The following is a 25,449-nucleotide window of genomic DNA, read 5'->3' as shown; positions in this document are numbered from 1 at the left end:
CGGCGCAGCAGGGCGCGAGGCGTCATCTCTGGGAAGCGATCCATTGTCGACCACGCATGATGCGGGAAACGGCCCGCCTTGGCAATATGCCGGGCCCCAACGTCGTTTCGGCCGGCCCAGGCTGGTGTATTTTCGCGACGCAGCGCGGGCGGGCCGGCGGGACCGCCCGGCCCCTCCCGCCCATGGCCGCGGGATGATCATGACCGGCGCGCAATGTGGCTGAAACGCCGCGACATCCGACAAGAATACCAGGGAAGCGGCTTGCGCTCCCGGAGTGGGTCATGACAGTGCGCTCGCCCGCAATCTGGTGATAGACCACGAGTGCCGGCGGCGCTCTGTCACCATCCACCAGGTCGGCGACGACGCGCGGCGGCAGGTCCCCGACCCGTCGCCGGGCGCGGAAACCATCGTCCATGACCGGCAGCGCTTCGCATCGTCAGGCGCGCGCGGGCGGACCTGCCGCCGCGCACGCGGCTGGCATTCGAACAGCATCGGCTGGGAGGGGCTAGGCAATGCCGAGATCGGGCAGCGCATCGGCCTGTCGACGACGCAGACATGGATACTGATCCGCGATGCAGCGCCTTCGGGAGACCATGGACATCGGCTTCCTCCACGCACCGCACTCGGAATCGCTGCAGGCCCTGTCGCCCGACCTGTTCCTCGGCGCTTTCGGCATCGGCGGCAGTCGCGGCGCTGGAGCGGATCGCGGCGGTCATCTCGATGCCGATCCACGCGGCGGGATCGACAGCTTCTCGACCACCGAGGCGCCTTGCGCCGAGCCGGCGCAGTCACCGGCTCGATCATGCGGCGACCGATGTCGACCGCGAAGACGACCCCGCGCCCGCCAGCGTCATCTCGACAGCTTCCCGCTTGACGTCCCAACTGCGGCTAGGCAACCCGTCCGCTCATCACCGCGGGGCCTCGGTCCGATCTGCGTGACCATGGATGGCACAGATGCAGGATCTGTTCCGCCGGTTCGTCGGGCAGAGTGCATGCTGGCTTTGGCCGACATGGTATTCCGCGAGGATCTGGCGCCTGAATTCATGCAGAAGTTTCGGTGGCGTCCTGGCAGGGGATTTCTTCCTCTCGAAACCTGGTGGAGGTCGGTTCAACCGCCCAGTCCTGCGCGGTCTCCCGTCCCGGATGGGTGAATTCTGCCGTCATCCTGGTCCCTCCCGATGTTCAGCTTGCGTCGCGGCGCGGCAGGGCGTCCTGCCGGATCATGTCCGCCGCCTTTTCCCCGATCATGATGCAGGGCGCGTTGGTATTGCCCGAGGTGATCGTGGGCATGACCGAGCCGTCCGCCACACGCAGCCGCCCGATGCCATGCACCCGCAGCCGCGGATCCACCACCGACAGCGCGTCGCGCCCCATCCGGCAGGTGCCGACCTGGTGCCAGCCGCAATTGCCGTGGGCCCTGATGTGCTCGAGCAGCGCCTCGTCCTCCTGCACCGCCGGCCCCGGCAGCCGCTCGGCCACCACGCGGGCCGCCACCGGGTCGCGGGACATGATCTCGCGCATCCGCCGCAGGCCCAGGACCGTGCGCCGCCCGTCGTCGGGGTCGGAAAGGTAGTTCGGCTGGAAGGCCGGCGCCGCCAGAGGGTCGGGCGATCTCAGCGACACATGCCCGCGCGAGCCGGGGTTGAGCAGCACCACCCCGGCGCTGACGCCGGGAAAGCCGTCCACCATCACCGCCCCCTTGGGATGGAAGGTGTAGGACACCGGCCGCAGCACCATCTGCAGGTCCGGCTGCGCCAGCGCGTCCGAGCTGCGCACAAACACCGCCGAGGCCGAGACCGACAGGGCCAGCAGCCCGCGCCGCGCCAGCAGGTATTTGACCCCCTCGACGTATTTCCCCAGCCCGCGCAGGGCGTCGTTGCAGGAACTGCCCCGCGTCACCTCCCAGATCATCGGGCCGAACCAGTGGTCCTGCAGGTTCCGGCCCACGCCCGGCAGGTCGCGCGCGACCGCGATGCCCTGCGCCGCCAGCATCCGCCCCTCGCCGATCCCCGACAGCATCAGCAGATGCGGCGAATTCAGCGACCCGGCCGAGACCACGATCTCGCGCCGGGCGCGGATCACATGGCGCCGGTCGCCCTGCAGGATCTCGACGCCCGTCGCCTCGCCCCGCTCGACCAGGATGCGCAGCACGCGGGTCTTGCGCATCACGGTCAGGTTGCGCCGGTGCAGGACCGGCTTGACGAAGGCGGTGTAGCTGGTCTCGCGCCGGCCGTCGCGGATGGTGTGCTGGTGGAAATCCGCGCCCTCGTAGGGCGGGGCGTTCAGGTCGCCGACGCGCGGGACGCCGGCATTCTCGGCGGCGCGCAGGTAGTCCTCGATCGTGGGGTGCTTCTGGCGCGGGTCGCTGACCCGCAGCGGGCCGTCGCCGCCGTGGAACGCGCTGGCGCCGCGGCTGTTCGATTCGGACTTGATGAAATAGGGCAGCACCTCGTCCCAGCCCCAGCCCTCGGCGCCCAGCGCGGCCCAGCGGTCGAAGTCCAGCGGGTGGCCGCGCATGTAGACCATGCCGTTGACGGCGCCGGTGCCGCCTTCGGTCTTGCCGCGCGGCCAGTAGATGCTGCGGCCGTTGATCTCGGCGCCCGGCTCGGTGAAATAGGCCCAGTTGATCGCCTTTTCCAGGAACAGCCGCCCCATCCCGGCCGGCGCATGCACCCAGAAGCGGTCGGCATGGCCCCCAGCCTCCAGCAGCAGAACCTGGTTGCGACCATCCTCCGACAGACGGCTCGCAACCACGCTCCCAGACGAACCAGAGCCAATCACGATGTAGTCGAAACTCTCCATGGATTTTCAATACCTTGCTGCCAGCCGCTCGCGGCTATCGGCTTTTCAGGATGGATGTCGGTCCGCCGAAGCTTTCCATCGAACGACGAAGGAACCGGCATCTGGAGAGATGCCGCTCCGATGCGCCGTGCCTATTCGGCGCTGTCCCGGAAGGCTTGCAGCACCTGCGTGCCCGCCTGCCCATTGTCCTCGATTTCCTTGGCCCAGGAAACGGTGACGTCGTTGATCAGCGCCTGCCATTGTTCCATCTCCTCCGCCGGCGGGGTGGAAATCTGCCAGTCGTGGTTGGCAGCCAGGTCGTCGCGCACCCGGCTTTCCTCGGCGTCCAGCCATTCGCAAAGCGCGGTCTGCGCATCTGCGGCAGCGGTGGCGAAAATTTCCTGGTCCTCGGGGTTCAGCCGATCCCAGGCCGTCGTGCTGATGGTGTAAAGCAACGTGCCGCCGCCAAGTTCGACCCCTTCGACCGCGTTGTTCAGCACATCCTCGAGCCCGAATGTCGGCGTCGAATGATAATACCACAAGGCGCCATCGACGGTGCCTCGCGACAGGCTGTCGAACATTTCGCCGGCGGTCAGCTGGATCGGCGTCGCCCCCAATGCACGAACCGTCTTGTTCATGGCCGACCCAGCCGCGCGGAGCTTCAACCCTTTCAGGTCCGCGAGCCCCCCCACCGGCCTGTTCTTGGTCGCGATCTTGAGCGGCGGAATGGTCGAGGCGAAAAGGACGCGCATTCCCTGCCCCTTCAGTTCCAGCTCGTCCAGGATCGCGCCCGGCTTGGCCACATTCCAGAACATCCGCGTTCCCTGGCAGGCGGAGGCATACATCCCCGGCAGTTCGGCCACCGAGGAAAGCGGCAGCTTGTCGGGCGAATAGGCCGGGATCACCATGGCCAGTTCCGCCAGGCCCGACCGCTGCACCGCAATGACATCCTTGCCCAGTTGACCGGCAGGATAGACTTCGAAGGCGATCCGGCCTTCGGATGCCTTGGTGACCGCTTCCGCGAAAACCTTGCCGCCCTGCGTCCACAGATAATGATCTGCGGGAAAGACATGCGCGAACTTCAGCGTTTCCGCCTGTGCGGTGGCCGCCAGGGCAGAGGTCATCAGACCTGCTGCCAGAAGCCGGCAAATTCCATGGACCATTCCTTCCTCCCGATTTTGAAGACCGATGTGCGGTCATTATGTCCCCCTGGGCCAAGATGGCCGGGTGGGCTTTCCTTTTTGATTGCGCCGCTATTTCTCCAGCGCATCCACCATTTCGCGCGGCATGCCGATGGAGCGGCATTCGACATAGGCGTCGAAAGCCTCGAGCCCGGCCTCGCGGCCGATGCCGCTGCACTTCCAGCCGCCGATCGGGGCATGGAAACCAACCAGATTGCCGTTCAGCTCGACCACGCCGCTGCGGATGCGGCTGGCGACACCAAGCGCCCGGTCTAAATCGCCGCTGAAGACCGCACCGTTCAGCCCATAGGCCGAATCGTTGGCGATCGCGATCGCGTCCTCGTCGTCCTTGTAGGTCAGCACCGTCAGCACCGGGCCGAAGATCTCCTCCTGCGCGATCCGCATCTTGCGGTCGACATCGACGAACAGCGTGGAGTCGATGAACCAGCCCCGATCCAGCCCAAGGGGGCGGTCGCCGCCGCGAGCGATCCGGGCACCCTCGGCCTGCCCGATGGCGAGATAGTCCGCGACCCTGTCCCTTTGCCGCTTGCTGACCAAGGGCCCGATCTGCGTGGCCGGATCCAGCGGATCGCCGATCGGCATCGAATCCATCAGGGCGACGATCCGGTCGATCAGTTCGGAGGCGTGGCGTTCGGGCACCACTATCCGCGTCTTGCCGCTGCACACCTGCCCGTTGTTGCGCAGCGAGGCCGTGCGCAGCATCTCGACCGCCTGGTCGAAATCGGCATCGTCCAGGATGATCGCCGCCGATTTCCCTCCCAGTTCCAGCGAAACCCGGCGCAGATCCTGGCCACACAGGCTGGCGATCCGCCGCCCCGCCGCGGTCGAGCCGGTAAAGGAAACCTTGTCCACCGAAGGATGGGTGACGAGGTATTCGCCGATCTCGCGCCCCGCAGGGACGATGTTGATCACACCCGCGGGAAAGCCTGCCGCCGCGGCCATCTCTGCCAGCAGATAGGCATCGAAGGGCGTCTCGGGCGCCGGCTTCAGAACCACCGTGCAGCCCGCAAGCAGCGCCGGGATGATCTTGATCATCGTCACCAGCTGCGGGGCGTTCCAGGGCACGACCGCCGCCACCACGCCGATCGGCTCGCGGGTGACCAGCGCATTGCCGGTCCCCGAACGGCGGAAGCTGCGGAACGGGTAGTCGTCCACGATCTCGAGATAGCTGTCGATCAACAGCCGCGCACCGATGGACTGCATCCCTTTCGACATGGTGATCGGGCAACCCATTTCGGTGGAGACAAGTTCGGCCAGCGTATCTTCATGGGCCCGGAACTGCGCTCCCAGCCTGGCGACGGCGGCCTTGCGCTCGGCCAGCGGCATGCGGGGCCAGGGACCGTGGTCGAAAGCCTCGCGGGCCGCGGCGATGGCGCGGTCCATATCCTCGCGGGTTCCGTCGGGCACCGAACCAAGGGCATCTTCGGTGAAGGGCGAGATCACTTCGATGCGCCCGTCCGATGCGGGCTTGATCCACTGGCCACCGATATAAAGCTGATCGTATCGACCTTGCCACATGGCGTTTGCTCCTGTTTGGGATTGCCGCAGCACGGCGGATCGGCAGCGATCCGGGCACATGCTTCGGTAGACGGGAAATGATGCGGCGGGCCTTGCCTGCCGCCGCTCTCAATTGGCGAATGTGGTTGAACGGGACAGGTCGAGCCAGGCCTGCAACTCGTCCCCTACCGCGGCCAGCGTGGTGCGGCGGGCTTCGACCGCGTCCTCGCCCAAGGGCAGGCGCAATGGCGGTTTCTCTTGCGCGACGATCTTGCACAACACCGCGCCGAATTTTTCCGGATCGTTGGGTTGCCGCCCGCTTGCCTGCGACACGCCGGCCAGGGCACGGTTCAGATCGGCATAGTCCGACGCTGGATTGATCGCGCTGACCAGGGATGGGCCACGGAAATCCGTGCGGAAGGCGCCCGGCTCGACGATGGTCACCTTGACGCCGAAGGGGGCCACCTCCTTGGAAAGCGCCTCCGAATAGCCCTCGACCGCGAATTTCACGGCACTGTAGAAGGCAAAGCCCGGATATGCGCTGAAACCGGCGATAGAGGACAGGTTGATGATGTGGCCTGCGCGTTGACGCCGCATGATCGACAACACCGCGCGCGTCATCTCGACAAGCGAGAAGAAGCCCACCTCGAACAAGGCGCGATAGGTGTCGGCGGGCGTTTCCTCGGCCGGCGCAGCCACGCCATAGCCGGCGTTGTTCACCAATACGTCGATGCGATCGAAGAACGACAGGGCGCGGGCGACCACATCAGCGGTGCGGTGGATATCGCGCGCATCAAGGTGCAGCGACCGCATCCGGTCTGGAAATTCCGCGGCAAGGCCGTGATCGCCATCCTTCGCAAGGACCGTCACGACGACATTGTCGCCTTGGGCCAGGGCTACGCGTGCCGCCGCCGCCCCCAGACCCTTGTCGGCCCCGGTGATCAGCCAGGTGCGGGCCTCTTTGTCCATGTCCAGTCCTCCCCCCTTTTCATGCTCCCCTTCATCAGGCTAGTCCGGGTCAGGCGCTGGCTGTAGTCGGTTATGCAAATACAGATTGTCTCGCAAATCGTTCCAATCCCGATCAAGGACAGGCCCGATCAAGGACAGGGACGTCACGCCTTGGGCAGCTTCGATCTTGTCGGCCGGCATGGCAGGTTCTCGGCAACCGGGCGAACGCAGGGGCGAAGTTCAGCAGTTACAATCTGAAGGCCAACTGCCTAGCCTATTCGACCCGCAACCTGTGCCTGGCCAAGGCGGACCCGACGATCCAAAGATGCCGACAAGAGCGCCCAGGAGGGGGCGTCTTTCCGAAAACCCCACAAGCCGGTCCTTTTCTCTGCACGATCTGTCCGCCGCAAAGGGCGCATTCCAGGCATTGATCCAGAGCCCTTCAACGAGGCCGGATTGCCTGCAATTGCGTCAGTTGCGGCTATCCGCCGCTTCCAGCACGTGGCGGCTAGTGGAAATCACGTTGCGGATGACGTCCTCCTGCAGCCGGCCTTTGCGACAGGCGGCAATGATCCTGACCTGCTGCAGGGGCTCTTCCAGCGGTATGCAGACCAGCCTGTCCCCCTGGTAGGTGATCGCATTATGCGGCTGGAACATGCTGAAGGTGAAACCAAGGCCCTTGCCGACCGCAGACCGGACCAGCTCATAGGACGAGGACGAAAACGCTATTGGCGGCTTGATCCCCCTTGCGTAAAGCAGATCCAGCATCGTCCGTCCGGGAATTTCCCGGTCCAGCCGCACATAGGACAGCCCCTCCAGATCCCCCAGCGCAAGCCGTTTCCTGCCCGCCAAGGGACTGGAGGCGGGCAAGACCACCTTGGCCTCGACCTTGGCCAGATCGACCACGTCATAGCCCTCACGCTCGAAGCAGAGATCGTAGAGCATCATGATGTCGATATGGCCCTTGTTCAGCTGCTCCAAAAGATTGGGGTGGCTGCTCTCGACAAAGTCCAGTTCGACCTTGGGCCAGATTTCCCGGTTCCGCATCAGGATCGGAATGGCGAAGACATAGACGAGCGCGAGATAGGCTCCGATCCGGACCTTGCCGCCGGCATCGGTGCGCAAGTTGCGTGCACCCTGCGCCCATTTCTCGGCCTCGGCCAATACGCCGCGTGCCATCTGCTCAAGGATTTCGCCGGAAGGGGTCAGCTTGACGCCATGCGCGGGAAATCGGTTGAACAGCCTGGTGCCGGCGATCGCTTCGAGATTGTCGATCGCGGCAGAGATCGCCGCAGTCGAAACGCCCAGTTCCTTTGCCGCGCTGGCAATGCTGCCCAGTGCGGCCGTCGCGCGGAAATAGGAAAGTTGTCTCAAGGTGAACCGAAGCAAGGCAATCTCCCAATGTGCGGTGAAAATGCAGAACGCCGGTCGGTCGGAGCGGCCAAGGCCCCGGTCCGACGACAGCCGCAGCATCCAGCAGACAGACCGGCTTCGTCGCGTCCGGGGCAGGTTATGCCAGCGGACGCGGAGGGTTCAAGCGCAACATCCGGTAGAACGGCGTTCCCGCTCGATAAGACAGGACAGGGGCGGCGGATGTGGATTGCTGGCCCCCTGCGGCGCGACCCGCAAGCTGGAGCGATGAAAGGCGCCCGTTCGACGAAACGACCGCGGTCCCGTCGGATGGCCGTCTGCCCCCCGCAAACGATGCGCGCACCTTCGGCGCTGACATCCTGGGTGACGATCTGCATGGCGGGATCCCGCAGGTCGCTCACCGGCATCGAAACCGTCAAAGCGACGGGGCGCCGTCGTCCTCTCCGCGCAACCCGGAAGATGCATATTGTTTCATAAATGGTTCCAATTTATGCTGCGGAAATGAATTTCGAGGATCTGCGCAGCTTTGGCATGGTCGTGCAGCATGGCGGCTTTACCGCTGCCGAACGCGCCACGGGCGAGCGCAAGGCCAAGCTCAGCCGCCATATCCAGCGGCTGGAAAGCGACCTGGAAACCCAGCTGCTTTTCCGTTCGACCCGCAGCCTGCGCCTGACCGAAGCCGGCCGGGCGATCTATGAGCAATGGCAGATCGTCGAGAGCAGCCTCGAAGACGCCGAAGCCATCGCCGTCGAGTTCAGGTCGCGCGTGTCGGGCGATCTGCGGGTCAGTTGCCTGCCGGGGCTAGCGCGCTATCTTGGCCCGAAATTCGTGACGGACTTCCTCCGCGACTACCCCGAGGTGCGGCTGGAACTGCACGTGACGACGGAAAAGGTTGACCTGATCAACAAGCGTTTCGATCTGGCGATCATGGCCGAGGTCAATGAACGCAGCAATCCCTCGCTTCTGACGCGCAAGCTGGGCGAGACGCGCAGCATCCTCGTGGCCTCGCCGGCGTTCCTTGCCCGCCATCCCGGAATCACGCTGGAGGGCATAAAGCAGCTGCCGACCGTCAGCGTCGGCGGCGACTATCTTTCGGCCGGCTGGGCGGGCAGTTGGAAGCTGCGCAACGACAAGGGGGAAAGCTACACGCTGCGGCACCGGCCGGTGCTGGTGAGCAATGATTCGGCAATGATCCGGGACGCGGTCATAGAAGGCGGCGGCGTCGGCCTGCTGTCGCTCCAGACCTGCGAAACGGCCCTGGCGCAAGGCACCTTGAAGCAGATCCTGCCGGAATGGCATTCCCTCTGGGGCCGCATCAGCATCCTGTTTCCCGACAACAGGCGCATGTCCCCCGCCGCCCGAGCCTTCATCGAGCATATGTCCAACTCTGCGCGGCAGAAAATCGGCTGAGGACTCGGGGCCGCCGGAAGTCGATGCGCTGATTTCCAGCCGGATCCAGCAGGAAATCAAAGCTAAATTTTTCTTATCATATAGCAAGATATAATAATCTTTTCCTATCAATTGAAGCCCGTTAGCAATGTGATTGTGCGGGCGGGAGGGCTTTGCGAGCCATTCACCCGACGGCCGGGGACGAACAATCTGAACAACCCGACGATGCGGCCATAGCCTGCACGATCCGAAAAACATTACCCATAGCAAGGAAAATAAACCATCATGCTTGGCAAGCTAATCGCTGCGGTATCGCTTGTTTCGATGTTGAGCATCGGCGCCGCCTGCGCCCAGGACGGCACGCAACTGGAACAGTTCCCGATCCGCGACGACTGCGCGAATCCGGTCGAGCCGCATCTCAAGGAGGGCTGTGCATTTCTTGATGAGCTTCTCGCCGCGTTCATCGGAAACGATGCTGAAAAGTTCGCCGATATAAACCACTACCCCCACGTTCGGATCACCAATCAAGGCACCAAGATCTGGGACACGCGCGACGACTATTACAAGGACAACACCGCCGAGATCCTTGCAGCAAAGGAAAAATCCGAACGATTCCCAGGATGGGTCAACGGCCGATGGGAAAAGCGCCAGCTTATCCAGTTCGACGACAGCCAGATGCATTTCGCCGTGTATTTCTCGCGCCTCCCTGCGGCAAAACCCATTCGCCGCCGATCAAGTTGCGCTTACAGTCCTGCATGCCTGCCTCCTGCTGTCGGGCAAGGATTTGCCTCAAGAAACTGGCAGGATTATTCCCTATCCTCGGCGATCAGACCGCCAAGAAGGGTTGGCGATCGACAAGTTTCCCTTGTCACATATTCGGGTAGTTCGGCCCGTCTCCGCCCTGGGGTGTTGTCCAGTCGATGTTCTGGCTGGGATCCTTGATGTCGCAGGTCTTGCAGTGGACGCAGTTCTGGAAGTTGATCTGGAAGCGCGGGCCGCCCTCGCCCTCCAGCACCTCGTAGACCCCGGCCGGGCAATAGCGCTGCGCCGGCTCGGCATAGAGCGGCAGGTTCACCGCGATCGGGATCGCGGGATCCTTCAGCTTCAGGTGGCAGGGCTGGCTTTCCTCGTGGTTGGTGAAGCTGAACGCCACGTTGGTCAGGCGGTCGAACGAGAGCTTGCCGTCCGGCCTGGGATAGTCGATGGGCTGGAAATCGGCGGCCTTGCCGGTGGCCTCGGCGTCGGTCTTGCCGTGCTTCCAGGTGCCGAGCGGGTTCCAGCCGGTCAGGTTCGCCACCCACATGTCGAAGCCGCCGAGCGCCAGCGACGGCCACAGCCCCAGCTTCGACCAGAGCGGCTTGACGTTGCGGACCGGCTTCAGGTCGCGGGCGATGGGGCCCGAGCGCAGGTCGGCCTCGTAGTCCGTGAGCTCGTCGCCCGCGCGGCCGGCGGCGATGGCGGCCGCCGCCGCCTCGGCCGCGGCGATGCCCGAGAGCATGGCGTTGTGGTTGCCCTTGATGCGCGGCACGTTCACCAGTCCCGCCGAGCAGCCCAAGAGCGCCGCGCCGGGCACCGCCAGCTTCGGGATCGACTGCCAGCCGCCCTCGGAGATGGCGCGGGCGCCGTAAGCCACGCGCTTGCCGCCCTCCAGCAGCTCCGCGACCAGCGGGTGGTGCTTGAAGCGCTGGAACTCCATGTAGGGATAGAGGTAGGGGTTGGCGTAGTTCAGGTGGACGACGAAGCCGACCAGCACCTGGTTGCCCTCGAGGTGATAGATGAACGACCCGCCGCCGGCGTTCTTGCCCAAGGGCCAGCCCATGGTGTGGGTGACGGTGCCGGGGCGGGCCTTGGAGGGGTCGATCTCCCAGATCTCCTTCATGCCGAGGCCGAATTTCTGCGGCTCATGGCCGGCGGAGAGGTCGTATTTCTGGATGAGTTCCTTCGCCAGCGAACCCCTCACGCCCTCGGCGATCAGCACGTATTTGCCGCGCAGCTCCATGCCGGGCTCGTAGGCCGGGCCGGGGGTGCCGTCGGCATCGAGCCCCATCTCGCCGGCCACGACGCCGGCGACGCGGCTGCCCTCGTAGACCAACTGCGAGCAGGCCATGCCGGGGAAGATCTCGACCTCCAGCGCCTCGGCCTGCTCGGCGAGCCAGCGGCAGACATTGCCCATGGAGACGATGTATTTGCCGTGGTTGTTCATCAAGGGCGGCATCGGCCAGTTCGGCACCCGGACCTGGCCCTGCGGGCCGAGGATGTAGAAATTGTCCTGGGTGACTTCGGTGCTGACGGGCGCGCCCTTGTCCTTCCAGTCCGGGATCAGCTTGTCGAGGCCGGCGGTGTCCAGAACCGCGCCCGAGAGGATATGCGCGCCGATCTCCGAGCCCTTCTCCAGCAGCACGACGCCGAGGTCCGGGTTCACCTGCTTGAGCCGGATCGCCGCCGACAGCCCCGCCGGGCCGCCGCCGACGATCACAACGTCGTATTCCATCGACTCGCGTTCAATTTCGGACATGGCTCGGCCCCCCTGGCTGGCTGGTGGCGGTTGCGGGGTGGGGCGGGGGGCTCTGCCCCCCGCGCCCCTGCGGCCCCTCGATGGGGCCGCAGGGGCGCTCCCCCCGGAGTATTTGCGGAACAGAGAAGTTCAGAGCTTGCCGGTCAGTTCCGGCACCAGGCTGAACAGGTCGCCCACCAACCCGTAGTCGGCGATCTTGTCGGCCCGCCCTTTCCATGGCGCGGCCCGCTCGGCGAAGAGGCTGGTAATGGTGAAGCCGCCCTCCATGACCAGCCTGTCGCTCATGGCCTGGATCTCGGCATCCAACCATCGGCAGGGATTGCGCCGACCGCTGGCGCCCGCCTGGGCCATTGCGGCACGGGCATCTTGCGGCCGGGTCCGCATCGAAAGCGCCGGGGCCCGCAGGAAAGGCGGTGATCTGCCTATGCGCCAGCTTCCGCGGGATCCTATCCGCGGCGCCGGCGGCCGGGACGGCACGCGTCGGGGCCGGTGTCGAGGGGGTCAGGCGGGGCATGGTCGTCTCTTCCGAAAATGCCGCGGTCAGGCGAAGGTTTCCGCGTAAGCTGCGGGCAGGCCGATGGATTTCATCTCGACATAGGCGTCGAAGCCCTCGATCGCCGCCTCGCGGCCGATGCCGGACTTCTTGAAGCCGCCGAGCGGAGAATAGAACCCCGCCCCGGCGCCGTTGATGTCGACCGAGCCGGTGCGGATGCGGCGTGCGACCGCGACCGCATGGCCGTCGTCACCCGAAAAGACCGAGCCGTGCAGCCCGTATTGCGAATTGTTGGCGATGGCCACCGCCTCGTCCTCGCTGTCGTAGTTCAGCACGGCGAGGACCGGGCCGAAGATCTCTTCCTGCGCGATGGTCGCGTTCTGGTCCACGTCGGCGAAGATCGTCGGCTCGACGAACCAGCCGCGGCCCAGGTGGCCGGGGCGGCCGCCGCCGAGGACGAGCGTCGCGCCCTCGGCCTTGCCCCTGGCGACATAGCCCTCGACCCGGTCGCGCTGGCGGGCGCTGACCATCGGGCCGATCTCGGTCGCCGGGTCCATCGGGTCGCCCACCGGCATGGTGCCGACCATGGCCGCCAGGGCATCCAGGATCTCGTCGCGGCGCCGGCGCGGCACCAGGATCCGAGTCTTGTTGCTGCACACCTGTCCCGAATTGCGCAAGGAGGCAAGGCGCAGGTTCTCGACCGCCTTGGGGATATCGGCATCGTCGAGGATGATCGCCGCCGACTTGCCGCCCAATTCCAGCGTGATACGGCGGATCTCCTGCCCGCAAAGCCCGCCCAGGCGCTGCCCGGCGGCGGTCGAGCCAGTGAAGCTGACCTTGTCCACGCCCGAATGCAGGCACAGGTATTCGCTGGTCTCGCGGTCGGCGGGCAGCACGTTGACCGTGCCCGGCGGCAGCCCGGCCTGCTGCACCAGCTCGGCCAGCAGATAGGCGTTGACCGGGGTTTCCGGCGCCGGCTTGAGGATGACGGTATTGCCGCAGAGCAGCGCCGGAGTCATCTTCAGGATCGCCAGCAGCAGCGGCGCGTTCCAGGGCACCACGGCGGCGACCACGCCCATCGGCTCGCGCAGCACCAGCCCGTTGCCAAGCGGCGTGCGGCGCAGGTCGCTGAACGGGTATTGCGGCGCCAGGTCGAAGAACACGTCCATCAGCACCCTGGGACCGGCGGCCTGCATCCATTGCGAGGTGCTGATCGGGCAGCCGTTCTCGGTGGTGACGAGTTCCGCGATCAGATCCTGCCGCTCGGCGATCAGGTCGCGCAGCCGGGCCAGCACCTCGATCCGCTCGGCCAGCGCCATGCGCGGCCAGGGGCCGTGGTCGAAGGCCATGCGGGCGGCGGCCACGGCGCGGTCGGCATCGGCCCTGTCGCCCGAGACCACGCTGGCGACCGGCTCTTCGGTCATGGGCGAGATCACCTCGACGAAGGTGCCGGAACTGGGTGCCACCCATTCGCCGCCGATGAACAGCCTGTCGGTTCGTCCTTGCCAGATCATGTCGTCCCCCATCCCGTCAGCGGCAGGTGTAGCCGCCGTCCACCGGCAGCGCGATGCCGGTGACGAAGGACGCGTCGTCCGACAGCAGCCACAGCGCACCATGCGCGATCTCGATGGGTTGCGCGGCGCGGCCCATCGGCACGATGGCCATCAGCTTCTGGCGGTTCTCCTCGGTCTTGTCCTCGTCGCCCTTGCGGCCGAAGAACAAGGGCAGCATCGGCGTGTCGACCGGGCCGGGGCAGATCGCGTTCACGCGGATGCCGTCCGCGGCATAGCGCTGCGCCAGCGACATGGTCAGGCCGATCACGCCGAATTTCGCCATGGAATAGATCGGCGCCATTATCGAGCCGACCAGCCCGCCCACCGACGAGGTAAACAGGATCGAGCCGCCGCCGCACTGGCGCATCAGCGGGCCGGCCGCCGCGGCGCATTGCACCGCCGAGGTCAGGTTCAGGTTGACGGTAAAGTCGTAATCCGCCTTCTCCATCTCCTCGAATTGCGCGGGGCCGGGCGTGCCGGCATGGGCCCAGAGCAGGTCCAACCCGCCCAGCCAATCGGCGGCCTCGCGGATCACCCGGCCGCATTCCTCGGGCCTGGACAGGTCGGCGACGAAGCCCCTGGCCTTGCCGCCCGCTGCCAGGATCTCGTCCACCACCGCCTGCGTCCGCTCGGGGTGGATGTCGACCACCGCGACGGTGGCGCCTTCCTGCGCAAAAAGCTTGCAGCCGGCGGCGCCCATGCCCGAGGCGGCGGCGGTCACGATGGCGCGCTTGTCCTTGAGGCGCATGTCCCGGTTCTCCCCGTCAGATGTCGAGATTGAAATTGATGGTCTTCAGTTCGGTGAAGGCCTCGATGGCCGGCCAGCCGCCCTCGCGCCCGATGCCCGAGCGCTTGACGCCGCCCATCGGCGCGTTGGGGATGCTGGCATAGCCGTTGATGCCGACCGAGCCCGAGCGGATGGCGCGCGCCACTCGGAAGGCCTGCGTCACGTCGGCGGTCCAGAGCGTCCCGGCCAGCCCGTATTCGCTGTCGTTGGCGATGCGGATCGCCTCTTCCTCGGTCTCGAAGGGGATGACCGACAGGACCGGGCCGAAGATCTCTTCGCGGGCGATGCGCATGTCGTTGGTCACGCCCACGAACATGGCCGGGTTGACCCAGTTGCCGTTCGCCAGATCGCCGCCGGGCCGGTCGCCGCCGAAGGCCAGCGGCGCGCCCTCGGCCTTGCCGCTTTCGACGAAGCCCAGCACGCGTTCCAGATGCGCCCTGGTGATCATCGGCGCCGAGGTGGTGGCGGCGTCGAAGGGATTGCCGAAGCGGACGTTCCTGACCTGCTCGGTCGCGTGGTGGACGAATTCGTCCAGCACCGAGACATGCACCAGCGCCCGGCTGGAGGTCGAGCAGACCTGGCCCGACAGGAAGGTGGAACACAGCCCCATCAGCGTGGTCGCCGCGCCCGCGACGCTGCGCGCCTGCGGAAAGACGATGCCCGCGCTTTTCCCGCCCAGCTCCAGCGACAGCCGCTTCATGTTCAGCCCGCTGGCATTGGCGATCCGTTCGCCCACCGCGGCCGAGCCGGTGAAGCTGACCTTGTCCACGCCGGGATGGCCGGCCAGCGCCGCGCCGGTCTCGCCCGCGCCGGTGACGAAGTTGAACACGCCCTCGGGCAGGTCGCTTTCGGCAAGGATCTGCGCCAGCCGCGTGGCGGCGAGGTTGGTGTTCTCGGACGGTTTCAGCACCACGGTGCAGCCGCAGGCCAGCGCCGGCCCCGCCTTCATCGCGAACATCGCCAGCGGCGCGTTCCAGGCGGTGATCAGCCCGGCGACGCCCACCGGCTCGCGAAAGCTCATGTAATGGAAGTTCGAGGCGTCCGAGAATTGCGGATAGGTCTCGCCGGTGATCTTGTCGATCCAGCCGGCGTAATGGTCGAAGATGTCGGCGCAGGCCTTGCCCGACAGGCGCGAGTTGCGGCTGAAGTGATAGGGAATGCCGTTGTCCAGCGTCTGCAGCTGCGCGAGCTCCTCCTCGGCGTCGTAGATGCGTTCGATGATGCGCTGCAGCATGCGCTTGCGATCCTGCGCCGCCATGCGCGGCCAGGGCCCTTCGTCAAAGGCCCGGCGGGCGGCAGCGACGGCCATGTCCACGCCGCGCCGGCCGGCCTCGGCAAAGCTGGTCATCACCTCGTTGGTCGCGGGACTGACCTGGTCGAAGCGCGGACCGTCCCAGTCCACCCACCTGCCGCCGATGAACATGCGCCCCGGTTGCACCCCAAGCCGGTCCCGGACATCCAACAGACTGAAAGACATGGTTTCCCCTCCCCCCTGCAAGCCATGCCCGGTCTGCCGGGGGACACCCCTGCGGCCAGCACATCGATCTTGCGAATTCCCCATGCGCGGCCCTGCGCCGCACCCTCGCGCAAATCTACTTTTAGGAATTTAATTTTGCAATACGAAATTAAAACATGCCCCGGAAATCCCGCTGGCCGCCCCGGCGGGCGGTGCCCTCAATACGACTTCGGCAGGCCGAGTCTCTTCTCGGCGATGTTGGACAGGATGAGCTGCGAGGTGATCGGGGCAAAGGACCATCACCTCGCGCATGAAGCGCTCGACACGGTATTCCTTGGCATAGCCATAGCCGCCATGCGTCAGCATCGCGTTCTGGCAGGTCGCCACCGCCGCCTGCAAGGCCAGAAGCTTCGCCGCATTCGTCTTTGAAACCGCAGGGCTTGCCTTCGTCCCACAGCCTTGCGGCATGCAGCATCATCAGCTTCGCCCAGTTCTGCGCCAAGGGATGCCGGATGCCCTGGTTCTGGCCGATGGGCCGGTCAAACACCGCCTGCACCGCGCCGCCCGCTTCCGCCATGGCCTGCAAGAAGACCGCCGCCTCGGTGATGCCGATCCCGGCCCCGCCATAGGCCTCGGGCATGGCGATGCCCAGCCGCCGCCGCACAGGCGCCGAAGACCTCGGGGAAGCAACCCTAGCGACCACGTTCCGGCCAGCAGTCGGGGCCGAATTTCGACGCGATCCGCAGCCCCGCGTCCCGGACCGCCTGCTGGTCCGGGACCGGGATGGTCGCCATGGGGGCGCTCGCAAGCCGGCGCGCGCCCCTGGCGCAAGATCAGATCACCTTGCGCGTCTTGAGTTCGGCCAGGGCGGCATCATCCAGCCCCAGCAACTGCCCCAGCACCCCGGCATTGTCCGATCCCAGCAGCGCCGCCGGCCGTTCCAGCCCCACGGCGGAACCCGACATGTGGATCGGCACCCCGCCCCCGACGGCGTCGATCTTGCCGTCCACCGGATGTTCCAGCTGCTGCAGGGTGCCGGCGGCGAAGAACGCGGGGTCGGACAGGCTTTCCAGCGCCGTGCGCACCGGCACACAGGGCACGCTGCGTTCGGTCGCCAGCATGCGGATCACCTCCTCCGAGCCGTGCTGGCTGGTCCAGTCCTCGATCAGCCGGTTCAGCACGTCCGCATTCGTCGCCCTGGGCCCGCGCGAGGCAAAGCGTGGATCCTCGATCAGCTCCGGCCGGCCCATCGCCTCGAAGATCGAGCGCGTCCAGGCATCGTTGGCCGCGGCGATCGAGACATGGCCGTCGCGGGTCGCATAGACGCCGAAGGGCGTCAGCCGGTTGTGATAATTCCCGGACCGCGCCGGGAAGCCGTGGCGCTGGAACACGTCGAAATGCTCGAAGGCCAGCAGCGAGCTGAGGCATTCCAGCATCGAGACGACGACATGCTGGCCCTTGCCCGTCCGGTCGCGCTGGCGCAGCGCCGCCTGCACCCCGATCACCGCGTAAAGCGGCGCCAGCAGGTCGCTGATCGGCAGGCCGAAGCGCATGGGCGGGCCGTCCTGGTAGCCGGTGGTGTCCATCGCCCCGCTCAGCGCCTGCACGGTGATGTCCATGGCCTTGACGCCGGGATAAAGGCTGGGCCGGCCCAGCCCGGTGACAGAACCGTAGACGATGCGCGGGTTGATCTTGCGCAGCGTCTCGTAATCGACGCCCAGCCGCTCGACCACGCCGTCGCTGAGGTTTTCGAAGACCACATCCGCATGCTTGACCAGTTCGTGGAAGATGCGCCGGCCGTCGTCGGTCTTGAGATCCAGCGAGACCGATTTCTTCGAGCGCGCGCGGGCAAGGATCGAGAGCGAGATGTCGCCATCCTCCAGCGCGTCGAAATGGATGCCGTCCTTGCCGTGGAAGGGCGGGTTGAAGCGGGCGATGTCGCCGCCCTGAGGCGCCTCGATCTTGATGACCTCGGCCCCCAGCCCCGCCAGCAGCAGCGTGCCGTAAGGCCCCGCCAGCGCAACGGTCAGGTCGAGAACCCGCACCCCTTCCAGCGGGCGCGGCGCAATCGCAGTCTGTTCGGTCAAGATAATCCCCCCTTCGCTCGATGCCCGTTCCGGCCGCGCGATCCCCGCGGCCGGAACGATGCCTGTTTCTCAGCCGAACTGAACCCGGTTTTGCAGGCTCGAAAGCTGCGCCACGGTTTCCTCGACCAGCCGCTCCAGCACCGCGCCCGCGGGCAGGATGTCGCGGATCACGCTGGACCCCTGCCCCGCCGGCAGCGCCTGGTGGTCCTTGAGGTCGGCGGCGGCGGCGGCAAAGCGCACCGGACCCTGCGCCTTGCGCTGCAAGGGATAGGGCAGCATCTCGTCCTCGTGGCCTTCCCAGACCTCGGTGTAGCGGTTCTTGATCTGGCGGACATAGAGGCCGTCGAACAGCAGCGAGCGGATGGTCTGGTCGTAATCGGCCTCGACGATGGACTGCTTGTAGTTCGGGCCCACGCTCGATTCCGGGGTGGCGATGAAGCGGGTGCCGACCCAGACGCCCTGCGCCCCCGCGGTCAGAAGGCCGGCGATCTGCGCGCCGTTGACGATGCCGCCCGCCGCCACCACCGGCACGGTAGCGAATTCCAGCACCTCGGCCAGCAGGGTGTTCAGGCCCACGTCGCCGGTATGGCCGCCGCCCTCGGTGCCCTGCACCACCACCACGTCGGCGCCGTTGCGGATGGCCGAGCGGGCATGGCGGGCCGAGCCGACGACGCTGATCACCTTGGCGCCGTTTTCATGGCAGGCCTCGACCGCCCATTTCGGCGTGCCGAGCGCGCAGGCCACCACCTCGACCTTGTGACGGAAGCAGATCTCCAGCTTTTCCTTGGCGTCCTCGATGCTCATGGCCTGGTCGTCGACCGGCTTCACCTCGACGCCCAGTTCCTCGATCTCCTTTTGCAGCCGTTCCAGCGGTTCGGGCATCTTGTCCAGCTGGACCTCGGACAGATCCTTGGGCGCGCGGGCGGGAAAGCCGATGTCGACGCAGAGCGGCTTGTCGGTGATGCTGCGCACCAGCTTGATCTCTTCCTCGACCCGCGCCGGCGTGGGCGAGATCGCGGCGATGGTGCCAAGCCCGCCCGCCTTGGACACGGCCGCGGCCAGCGGGCCGAAGGCGACCCCGCCCATGCCGGCCTGAAGGATCGGCACCTCGATGTTCAGCAGGTCGCAAAGCGGGGTGCGCAGTTTCTTGTTCGCCATAGGACGAATCCTCCCAAAAGAAGCGGCGCGGGGCCGCGATGAACGATCCGGGCTTCGCGGCCCGGCTTGGCGGATGCACCGGCGCATGGCGCCCGATTCTCTGCCGGAAATGCCGCGATCATGCCCTCCGCGGCACGATTTATATTTCGTATTGCGGAAGATGATTTCGTTCTATAGTTTATTCTTCGAGCCGTGGCAAGGGCGCAGTTGCCGCCGGACAGACGGAAAAGGGCGCCCCGCCATCGCGGCCAGGGAATTCGGAAGCGGCAACGGCTTGCGGCGGCAATCGCAGGCCAGACAAGCGTCAGGAGAAAGAACAAGCGATGAAACGGGTTGTGATTTGCGAGCCGGTGCGCACGGCGGTGGGCGGCTATGGCGGCATGTACAAGGGCGTTCCGGCCACGCATCTGGGCCGGACGGTGATCGAGGCGGTGCTGGCCCGCACCGGCATCGACCCGGAAAGGATCGACGACGTGATCTTCGGCCAGTGCTATCCCAATGGCGAGGCGCCGGCCATCGGCCGGGTCGTGGCGCTGGACGCCGGCCTGCCGATCCGCACGCCGGGCATCCAGATCGACCGCCGCTGCGGCTCGGGCCTGCAGGCGGTGATCGACGCGGCCATGCGGGTGCAGACCGGCGCGGCCGAGATCGTGCTGGCCGGCGGCTGCGAAAGCATGAGCCGCGCCGAATATTACACCGAGGACATGCGCTGGGGCACCGGCGGCCGCCCGGCGCAGTTGCATGACCGGCTGGCGCGCGGCCGCGTCACCTCGGGCGGCTATCGCTATCCGGTGCCGGGCGGCATGCTGGAGACGGCCGAGAACCTGCGCCGCGAATATGCGATCCCGCGCGAGGAGCAGGACGAACTGGCGGTGAACTCGCATCTGCGCGCGGCCGCCGCGGCCGATGACGGCCGCTTCGCCGAGGAAATCGTGCCGGTCACGGTCAAGGACAAGCGCAAGGGCGAGATCGTGCTGGACCGCGACGAACATGTCCGCCCCGACGTGACCCTGGAAAAGCTGGCCTCGCTCAGGCCGGTGATGCTGGGCTCGGACCCCGAATCGACGGTGACGGCCGGCAATGCCAGCGGCCAGAACGACGGCGCGGCGGTCTGCGTCGTCACCGACATCGACACCGCCGAAAAGCTGGGCCTGCGCCCCTATGGCGAGCTGGTGACATGGGCCGTGGCCGGGGTCGAGCCGCATCGCATGGGCATCGGCCCGGTGCCCTCGACCGCCAGGGCGCTGGCCCGCGCCGGGCTGGAGATGAAGGACATCGACCTGATCGAGCTGAACGAGGCTTTCGCCGCCCAGGCCCTTGCCTGCACCCGCGAATGGGGCTTCGGCAAGGCGGATTTCGAGCGGATGAATGTCAACGGCTCGGGCATTTCGCTGGGCCATCCGGTCGGCGCGACCGGGGTGCGCATCCTGACCACCATGCTGCGCGAGATGCGCCGGCGCGAGGCGCAATACGGGCTGGAAACCATGTGCATCGGCGGCGGCCAAGGCCTGACCGCGATCTTCAAGCGGGTCGCGTGAACCGCAAGCCGGGGCGGCACCTTCGCCCCGGCCCCCCAGGCTCGGCCTGCGATGAACCGGCCGCCGATCTGCTCGGCGACCACACTGGCCAGCGCCAGATTGCGCCGGATCGCGAGGACGTGGCGCGGGATGTCCAGCGCGGAGGAGCCGTTTTCGCGAACTGCGCGAGCGGCTTTCGACCGTGGCCGGCATCTTCCGCGGCAGCCAGATGGTCGCCATCATCCGCGCGCTGATCTCGGCGCTGTGGCTCTTGCGCTGGACGAGCCGACGGGGTGGCGCATCCGATCCGCGAGTTCGCCGGCATGGGCGTGGCACCCTGCCGATCGAACAGAATGCCGAAATCGCGCTTTCCCTTGCGGATTACGGCCATGTCCTTGAAAACGGCCGCGTTACCCGGCAGGATCGCGCCGATGGCCCTGGGCCGATTCCGCCGTGCAAAACGCCGGTCTTGGCGTATGATCGCAAGGGAAAAGATGAATACCGCCTCGGAGGAATGCAGATGACCGCGCCAGCAAGCGCACCGGCCGGCATGGCCAACGCCCCGGTCAAATACGAACCCTATCCCCGCATCGAACTGGCCGACCGCACCTGGCCGGACAAGCGGATCACCCAGCCGCCCACCTGGTGTTCCGTCGACCTGCGCGACGGCAACCAGGCGCTGGTGAACCCGATGGGCCAGGACCGCAAGGCGCGGATGCTGGCCCTGCTGCTCGACATGGGCTTCAAGGAGATCGAGATCGGCTTCCCCTCGGCCTCCGAGACCGATTTCGGCTTCACCCGCTGGGCGATCGAGCATGGCAACGTGCCCGAGGACGTGCGCATGCAGGTGCTGGTCCAGTGCCGGCCCGAACTGATCGCCCGCACCTTCGAGGCGCTGGAGGGCGCCAGATCGCCCATCGTGCATTTCTACAACTCGACCAGCGAACTGCAGCGCCGGGTGGTGTTCGAAAAGGACGTGGCCGGCATCAAGCAGATCGCCACCGACGCCGCCAAGCTGATCACCGACATGGCGGCGAAGGCCGGCGGCGATTTCCAGTTCGAATATTCGCCCGAAAGCTTCACCGGCACCGAGCTGGAGGTGGCGCTGGAGATCTGCAACGCCGTGACCGAGATCGTCCGGCCCACGCCCGAGCGCAAGCTGATCCTGAACCTGCCCGCCACCGTCGAGATGTCGACGCCGAACCTTTATGCCGACGCCATCGAATGGATGGGGCGCAACCTCGACCGGCGCGATTCGATCACGCTGTCGCTGCATCCGCACAACGACCGCGGCACCGCCGTCGCCGCCACGGAACTGGCGCTGATGGCCGGGGCCGAGCGGGTCGAGGGCACGCTCTTCGGCAATGGCGAGCGGACGGGCAACGTCGACCTGGTGACGCTGGCGCTGAACATGTACACGCAGGGCGTCGATCCAGGGCTGGATTGCAGCGACATCAACCGGCTCAAGGACGTCTACGAATATTCCAACCAGATGCCGGTGGGCGAGCGTCACCCCTATGTCGGCGAGCTGGTCTATACTGCCTTTTCCGGTTCACACCAGGATGCGATCAACAAGGGGATGAAGGCGCTGCGCAAGGCCAACAAGCCGCAATGGGAGGTGCCCTACCTGCCCATCGACCCGCAGGACCTGGGCCGCAGCTACGAGGCGATCATCCGCATCAACTCGCAATCGGGCAAGGGCGGCATCGCCTATGTCATGCAGGCCGACTACGGCTTCCACCTGCCGCGCGGGCTGCAGGTCGAATTCGCCGGCGAGGTGCAGGCCGTGACCGATGCCGAGGGGACCGAGCTGACCTCGGAGCAGATCCACGGCCTTTTCACCCGGCATTATGTCGACCAGCCGGCGGGACGGCTGAAATTCGTCGACCACGTCACCATCCCCGCCATGTCGGCCGACAAGGGGAATCGCCGCCTGGTCGAGGCCACGATCCTGGACCGGGGCAATCCGGTCAAGATCTCGGGCTCGGGCACGGGGCCGGTCGATGGTTTCGTGCATGCCCTGTCGACCTGGCTCGGCACCGAGATCACCGTGGCGGATTATTCCGAACATTCGATCTCGGGCGGGTCGGATGCGAATGCGGTGTGCTACATGGTGATCGAGCATCCGCAGGGCAAAACCTGGGGCGTCGGGATCGACAGCAATATCGTCGCCGCCTCGCTGGCCGCGGTGGTGTCGGCGGTGAACCGCATCCTGCCGGGCCAGCGCTGAAGCATCGGGCAGGGCCGGGCGCCCTGCCCCTTCCTAGACGATGCCGTCGCTTCTGAGCCGGGCGATCTCGGCTTCGGAAATCCCCAGCTGGCCCAGCAGTTCATCCGTATGCGCGCCAAGCGCCGGGGCGGGGCGGACCGCGGTCGCATCCATGCCCGTGACCGTCGCCAGCGGCCGGGCGACGGGCAGCGGGCCCGGCAAGGCCGGGTGATCCATCCAGTTCAGGAACCCTTCGGCCAGGCCGAACTCGGGTTCCAGCACCTGCGCCGGGCGCAGCAGCCGCGTGACCGGGATGCGCGCGGCCTGCAGCGCCGCCAGGCATTCCTCGACCGTGCGGGTGGCACACCAGGCGCCCATGATGCGGCTGAGTTCCTCGCCATTGTCGCCACGCAGGATGTCGGTGGCAAAGCGCGGATCGTCCAGCAATTCGGGGCGCCCGACCAGCCTGGCCCAGCGGCGGAACATGCCTTGCCCGATCACCTGGGTCAGCACCCAGCCGTCCCTGGTCGCGAACAGGTCCGAGGGCCCGGCGATGGGGCTGCGGTTGCCGGTCGGCACCCGGCTGCGGGCGCCGGTGGCTTCCTCCATCAGCATCGGCGTGGTCATGGTCAGCGCCGTGCCGATCAGCGAGGTCTCGACCAGGCTGCCCTGCCCCGTGCGCAACTTGCGGATGATCGCGCCCAGCGTGCCATAGGCGCAACTGATCGCGGTGCCGTAATCGACATAGGAGGTCGCGGCACGGAACGGCTGGCCCGGCTGGCCCGACAGCCAGATCGCGCCGCTGACCGCCTGCCCGGTGCCGTCGAAGCCGCTGGCATTGCGGTTCGGGCCGGTCAGGCCCCAGGCCGTCGCCACGGTCAGGATGACGTCCGGCTTGACGGCGCGCAGGCTGTCGTAGTCCAGCCCCTGCTGCGCCAGCGCGGCGGGCGGGGCGTTGGCGATGACCACGTCCGCCGTCTCGACCAGCCGGCGGGCCAGCGCGCGGCCCTCGTCCCTGGTCAGGTCCAGCGTCAGCGACCGCTTGCCGCGGTTCGACTGCAGGAACAGCGCGCCCTCGCCCTCGGGCGTCACCGGCATCAGGTAGCGGTCGTCGGCGCCGGCAGGGGGCTCGATGCGGATCACCTCGGCCCCCATGTCGCCCAGCATGGCGGCGCAGAACGGGCCGGCGATGTAGCGGCCGAAATCCAGCACCCGGATACCGTCGAGAATGGTCGTCATGTCTGCGTGTCCTTCATGCAAGATCAGGTGGATGCGGGCGGTTCCTCATGGCTTTCGCGACAGCCCTATCGCCCCCAGCATCAGCAGGGCCAGCATCCAGGACATGACCGCGCCGCCCAGCCGGGCCGCAAGCAACCCCAGCCCCAGCGGCATCAGCGTCTGGATGACATTGGTCAGGGTCATCGACAGGCCGATGGCCTCGTTCACCCGGCGCGGCGGCGCGACCGAATAGATCACGCTCAGCACGAAAGGCACGCTCATGCCCAGCACCAGGCCCAGGGCGGCATTCAGCGCGGCAAAGGAGGCAAAGCCCGCCATGGCCGGTAGCGCTGCGTAAAGGATGGCGCCGACCCCCAGCATGGCCGAGATCGCGACATGCGCCCGGACATGGCGGCTGATCGGCCCGGTCAGCAGCCGCGAGACCACGGTGCCGATGGCGAAGGCGCCAAGCGCCAGCCCGGCCTGCGAGGCCGACATGCCGATCTCGGCCGCGTGCAGGGCGACGATGAAGGGAAAGATCGTCACCACGCTGCTGGTCACGCTGCTGACCGCCAGCCAGCGCATGAGGCTGGGCACCCGCACCAGTTCGCGGATGCGGGGCCGGGCCGCGGCCGCGTCGCGCAAGGTGGTCCAGCACGTGAACAGATGCCCCGGCAGCATCAGCCCGCAAAGCGCCAGGACGGCGAAGGCGCCGATCGACAGCACCGCCCAGTCCTTGCCGTAATGCTCCAGCGTGACGCCCGCGACCATGGGGCCGACGAACTGGAACACCGAATAGGCCGCGATCAGCAGGCCCAGGTTGCGGGTGCGCTGTTCGGGCGGACCGATCTCGCCCACGGCGCGGGTGGTGGCCACATGGGAAAACACCGTGCCGCAGCCGATCAGCCCAGCCATGGCCAGCAGCATCGCCGGCCGGCCCCACAGGATCGGCAGCAGGCTGGCGACGCCGATCAGCAGCGAGGCCAGCACCATCGGCACCAGCGTTCCCGAGCGATCCACCCACCGCCCGAAACCCACGTTGAAGACGATGGGCAAGGCGGTAAACATGGCGGCGATAAGCCCCACGAAGCCGGGGCTCGCGCCCGCCTGCATGGCGATCATCGGCAGGATCAGCCGGGCCGTCATCAAGGGCGCGTTGTTCATGCAGCCGATGAACACCGTCAGCAGGAAGCCCCAGGGCCCGCCACCCCGCCGCGAGGCCATGGGCGGCAGGCTCTCATCCATCATCGCCGTCATGCGCCGCCTTT

General features: G+C 66.8%; 19 protein-coding genes and 1 pseudogene. 4 read left to right on the top strand and 16 right to left on the bottom strand.

Going from position 1 to position 25,449, the window contains the following annotated elements:
* Nucleotides 1–1,182 precede the first annotated feature (1,182 nt).
* The 5 genes from KF941_RS04685 to KF941_RS04665 all read right to left on the bottom strand — a co-directional run bounded on the left by KF941_RS04685 (nt 1,183) and on the right by KF941_RS04665 (nt 7,901).
* Complete coding sequence (locus KF941_RS04685; RefSeq protein WP_240540218.1) at nt 1,183–2,802, bottom strand: GMC family oxidoreductase N-terminal domain-containing protein; 1,620 nt, start codon at nt 2,800–2,802, stop codon at nt 1,183–1,185.
* Nucleotides 2,803–2,933: 131 nt separating this feature from the next.
* The gene (gene dctP / locus KF941_RS04680) at nt 2,934–3,905 is read right to left on the bottom strand and encodes a TRAP transporter substrate-binding protein DctP (RefSeq protein ID WP_214272678.1); all 972 of its coding nucleotides are present in this window, start codon (nt 3,903–3,905) and stop codon (nt 2,934–2,936) included.
* A gap of 129 nt (nt 3,906–4,034) precedes the next feature.
* Nucleotides 4,035–5,501, bottom strand: a complete 1,467-nt coding sequence (locus KF941_RS04675; RefSeq protein WP_214272677.1) for an aldehyde dehydrogenase — start codon at nt 5,499–5,501, stop codon at nt 4,035–4,037.
* Between the two features lie 108 nt (nt 5,502–5,609).
* Entirely contained in the window at nt 5,610–6,449 is an 840-nt protein-coding gene (locus KF941_RS04670) for an SDR family NAD(P)-dependent oxidoreductase (RefSeq protein WP_214272676.1), read from the bottom strand.
* A gap of 450 nt (nt 6,450–6,899) precedes the next feature.
* Entirely contained in the window at nt 6,900–7,901 is a 1,002-nt protein-coding gene (locus KF941_RS04665; protein ID WP_214272675.1) for a LysR family transcriptional regulator, read from the bottom strand.
* A gap of 399 nt (nt 7,902–8,300) precedes the next feature.
* Here KF941_RS04665 and KF941_RS04660 point away from each other — a divergent pair, with 399 nt between their 5' ends.
* Together KF941_RS04660 and KF941_RS04655 are read left to right on the top strand one after the other, a co-directional pair.
* A complete protein-coding gene (locus KF941_RS04660) occupies nt 8,301–9,209 on the top strand; it encodes a LysR family transcriptional regulator (protein ID WP_214272674.1) in 909 nt (302 codons plus the stop codon).
* A gap of 264 nt (nt 9,210–9,473) precedes the next feature.
* On the top strand, nt 9,474–10,130 hold the full coding sequence (locus tag KF941_RS04655) for a hypothetical protein (protein ID WP_214272673.1): 657 nt from the start codon (nt 9,474–9,476) through the stop codon (nt 10,128–10,130).
* On the opposite strand, the gene KF941_RS04650 is transcribed toward KF941_RS04655, so the two are convergent.
* From KF941_RS04650 to KF941_RS04615, 9 genes and pseudogenes are all read right to left on the bottom strand, one after another.
* Entirely contained in the window at nt 10,057–11,703 is a 1,647-nt protein-coding gene (locus KF941_RS04650) for an electron transfer flavoprotein-ubiquinone oxidoreductase (RefSeq protein WP_214272672.1), read from the bottom strand. The genes KF941_RS04655 and KF941_RS04650 overlap by 74 nt on opposite strands.
* Nucleotides 11,704–11,832: 129 nt before the next feature.
* A complete protein-coding gene (locus KF941_RS04645) occupies nt 11,833–11,988 on the bottom strand; it encodes a hypothetical protein (protein ID WP_214272671.1) in 156 nt (51 codons plus the stop codon).
* A 255-nt stretch (nt 11,989–12,243) separates the two neighbouring features.
* Entirely contained in the window at nt 12,244–13,710 is a 1,467-nt protein-coding gene (locus KF941_RS04640; RefSeq protein ID WP_214272670.1) for an aldehyde dehydrogenase, read from the bottom strand.
* Nucleotides 13,711–13,726: 16 nt separating this feature from the next.
* A complete protein-coding gene (locus KF941_RS04635) occupies nt 13,727–14,497 on the bottom strand; it encodes an SDR family NAD(P)-dependent oxidoreductase (RefSeq protein ID WP_214272669.1) in 771 nt (256 codons plus the stop codon).
* A gap of 16 nt (nt 14,498–14,513) precedes the next feature.
* On the bottom strand, nt 14,514–16,013 hold the full coding sequence (locus KF941_RS04630; RefSeq protein ID WP_214272668.1) for an aldehyde dehydrogenase family protein: 1,500 nt from the start codon (nt 16,011–16,013) through the stop codon (nt 14,514–14,516).
* 129 nt (nt 16,014–16,142) lie between these two features.
* The gene (locus tag KF941_RS27815; protein ID WP_240540217.1) at nt 16,143–16,460 is read right to left on the bottom strand and encodes an acyl-CoA dehydrogenase family protein; all 318 of its coding nucleotides are present in this window, start codon (nt 16,458–16,460) and stop codon (nt 16,143–16,145) included.
* Between the two features lie 125 nt (nt 16,461–16,585).
* Nucleotides 16,586–16,632, bottom strand: a pseudogene (locus KF941_RS28510) (hypothetical protein); the annotation flags it as partial.
* Nucleotides 16,633–16,825: 193 nt separating this feature from the next.
* On the bottom strand, nt 16,826–18,079 hold the full coding sequence (locus KF941_RS04620) for a CoA transferase (protein ID WP_214272667.1): 1,254 nt from the start codon (nt 18,077–18,079) through the stop codon (nt 16,826–16,828).
* A gap of 69 nt (nt 18,080–18,148) precedes the next feature.
* A complete protein-coding gene (locus tag KF941_RS04615; RefSeq protein WP_036759969.1) occupies nt 18,149–19,237 on the bottom strand; it encodes a nitronate monooxygenase in 1,089 nt (362 codons plus the stop codon).
* A 323-nt stretch (nt 19,238–19,560) separates the two neighbouring features.
* Here KF941_RS04615 and KF941_RS04610 point away from each other — a divergent pair, with 323 nt between their 5' ends.
* Together KF941_RS04610 and leuA are read left to right on the top strand one after the other, a co-directional pair.
* Complete coding sequence (locus tag KF941_RS04610) at nt 19,561–20,775, top strand: acetyl-CoA C-acetyltransferase (RefSeq protein ID WP_036759970.1); 1,215 nt, start codon at nt 19,561–19,563, stop codon at nt 20,773–20,775.
* A gap of 529 nt (nt 20,776–21,304) precedes the next feature.
* Nucleotides 21,305–22,984 carry a 2-isopropylmalate synthase gene (leuA, locus tag KF941_RS04605; protein WP_346428989.1) on the top strand — a complete coding sequence of 560 codons (1,680 nt, stop codon included), beginning with the start codon at nt 21,305–21,307 and terminating at the stop codon, nt 22,982–22,984.
* A gap of 33 nt (nt 22,985–23,017) precedes the next feature.
* Here leuA and KF941_RS04600 read toward each other — a convergent pair whose 3' ends face one another.
* Nucleotides 23,018–24,202: a CoA transferase gene (locus KF941_RS04600; RefSeq protein WP_214272665.1), complete on the bottom strand. Its 1,185-nt coding sequence runs from the start codon at nt 24,200–24,202 to the stop codon at nt 23,018–23,020.
* 45 nt (nt 24,203–24,247) lie between these two features.
* Nucleotides 24,248–25,438: an MFS transporter gene (locus KF941_RS04595; protein WP_214272664.1), complete on the bottom strand. Its 1,191-nt coding sequence runs from the start codon at nt 25,436–25,438 to the stop codon at nt 24,248–24,250.
* Nucleotides 25,439–25,449 lie beyond the last annotated feature (11 nt).

Origin of the sequence: Paracoccus sp. pheM1, from assembly GCF_018499825.1 — a bacterium.
Lineage (GTDB): Bacteria > Pseudomonadota > Alphaproteobacteria > Rhodobacterales > Rhodobacteraceae > Paracoccus > Paracoccus versutus.
This window is presented reverse-complemented; position numbering and strand designations above follow the sequence as displayed.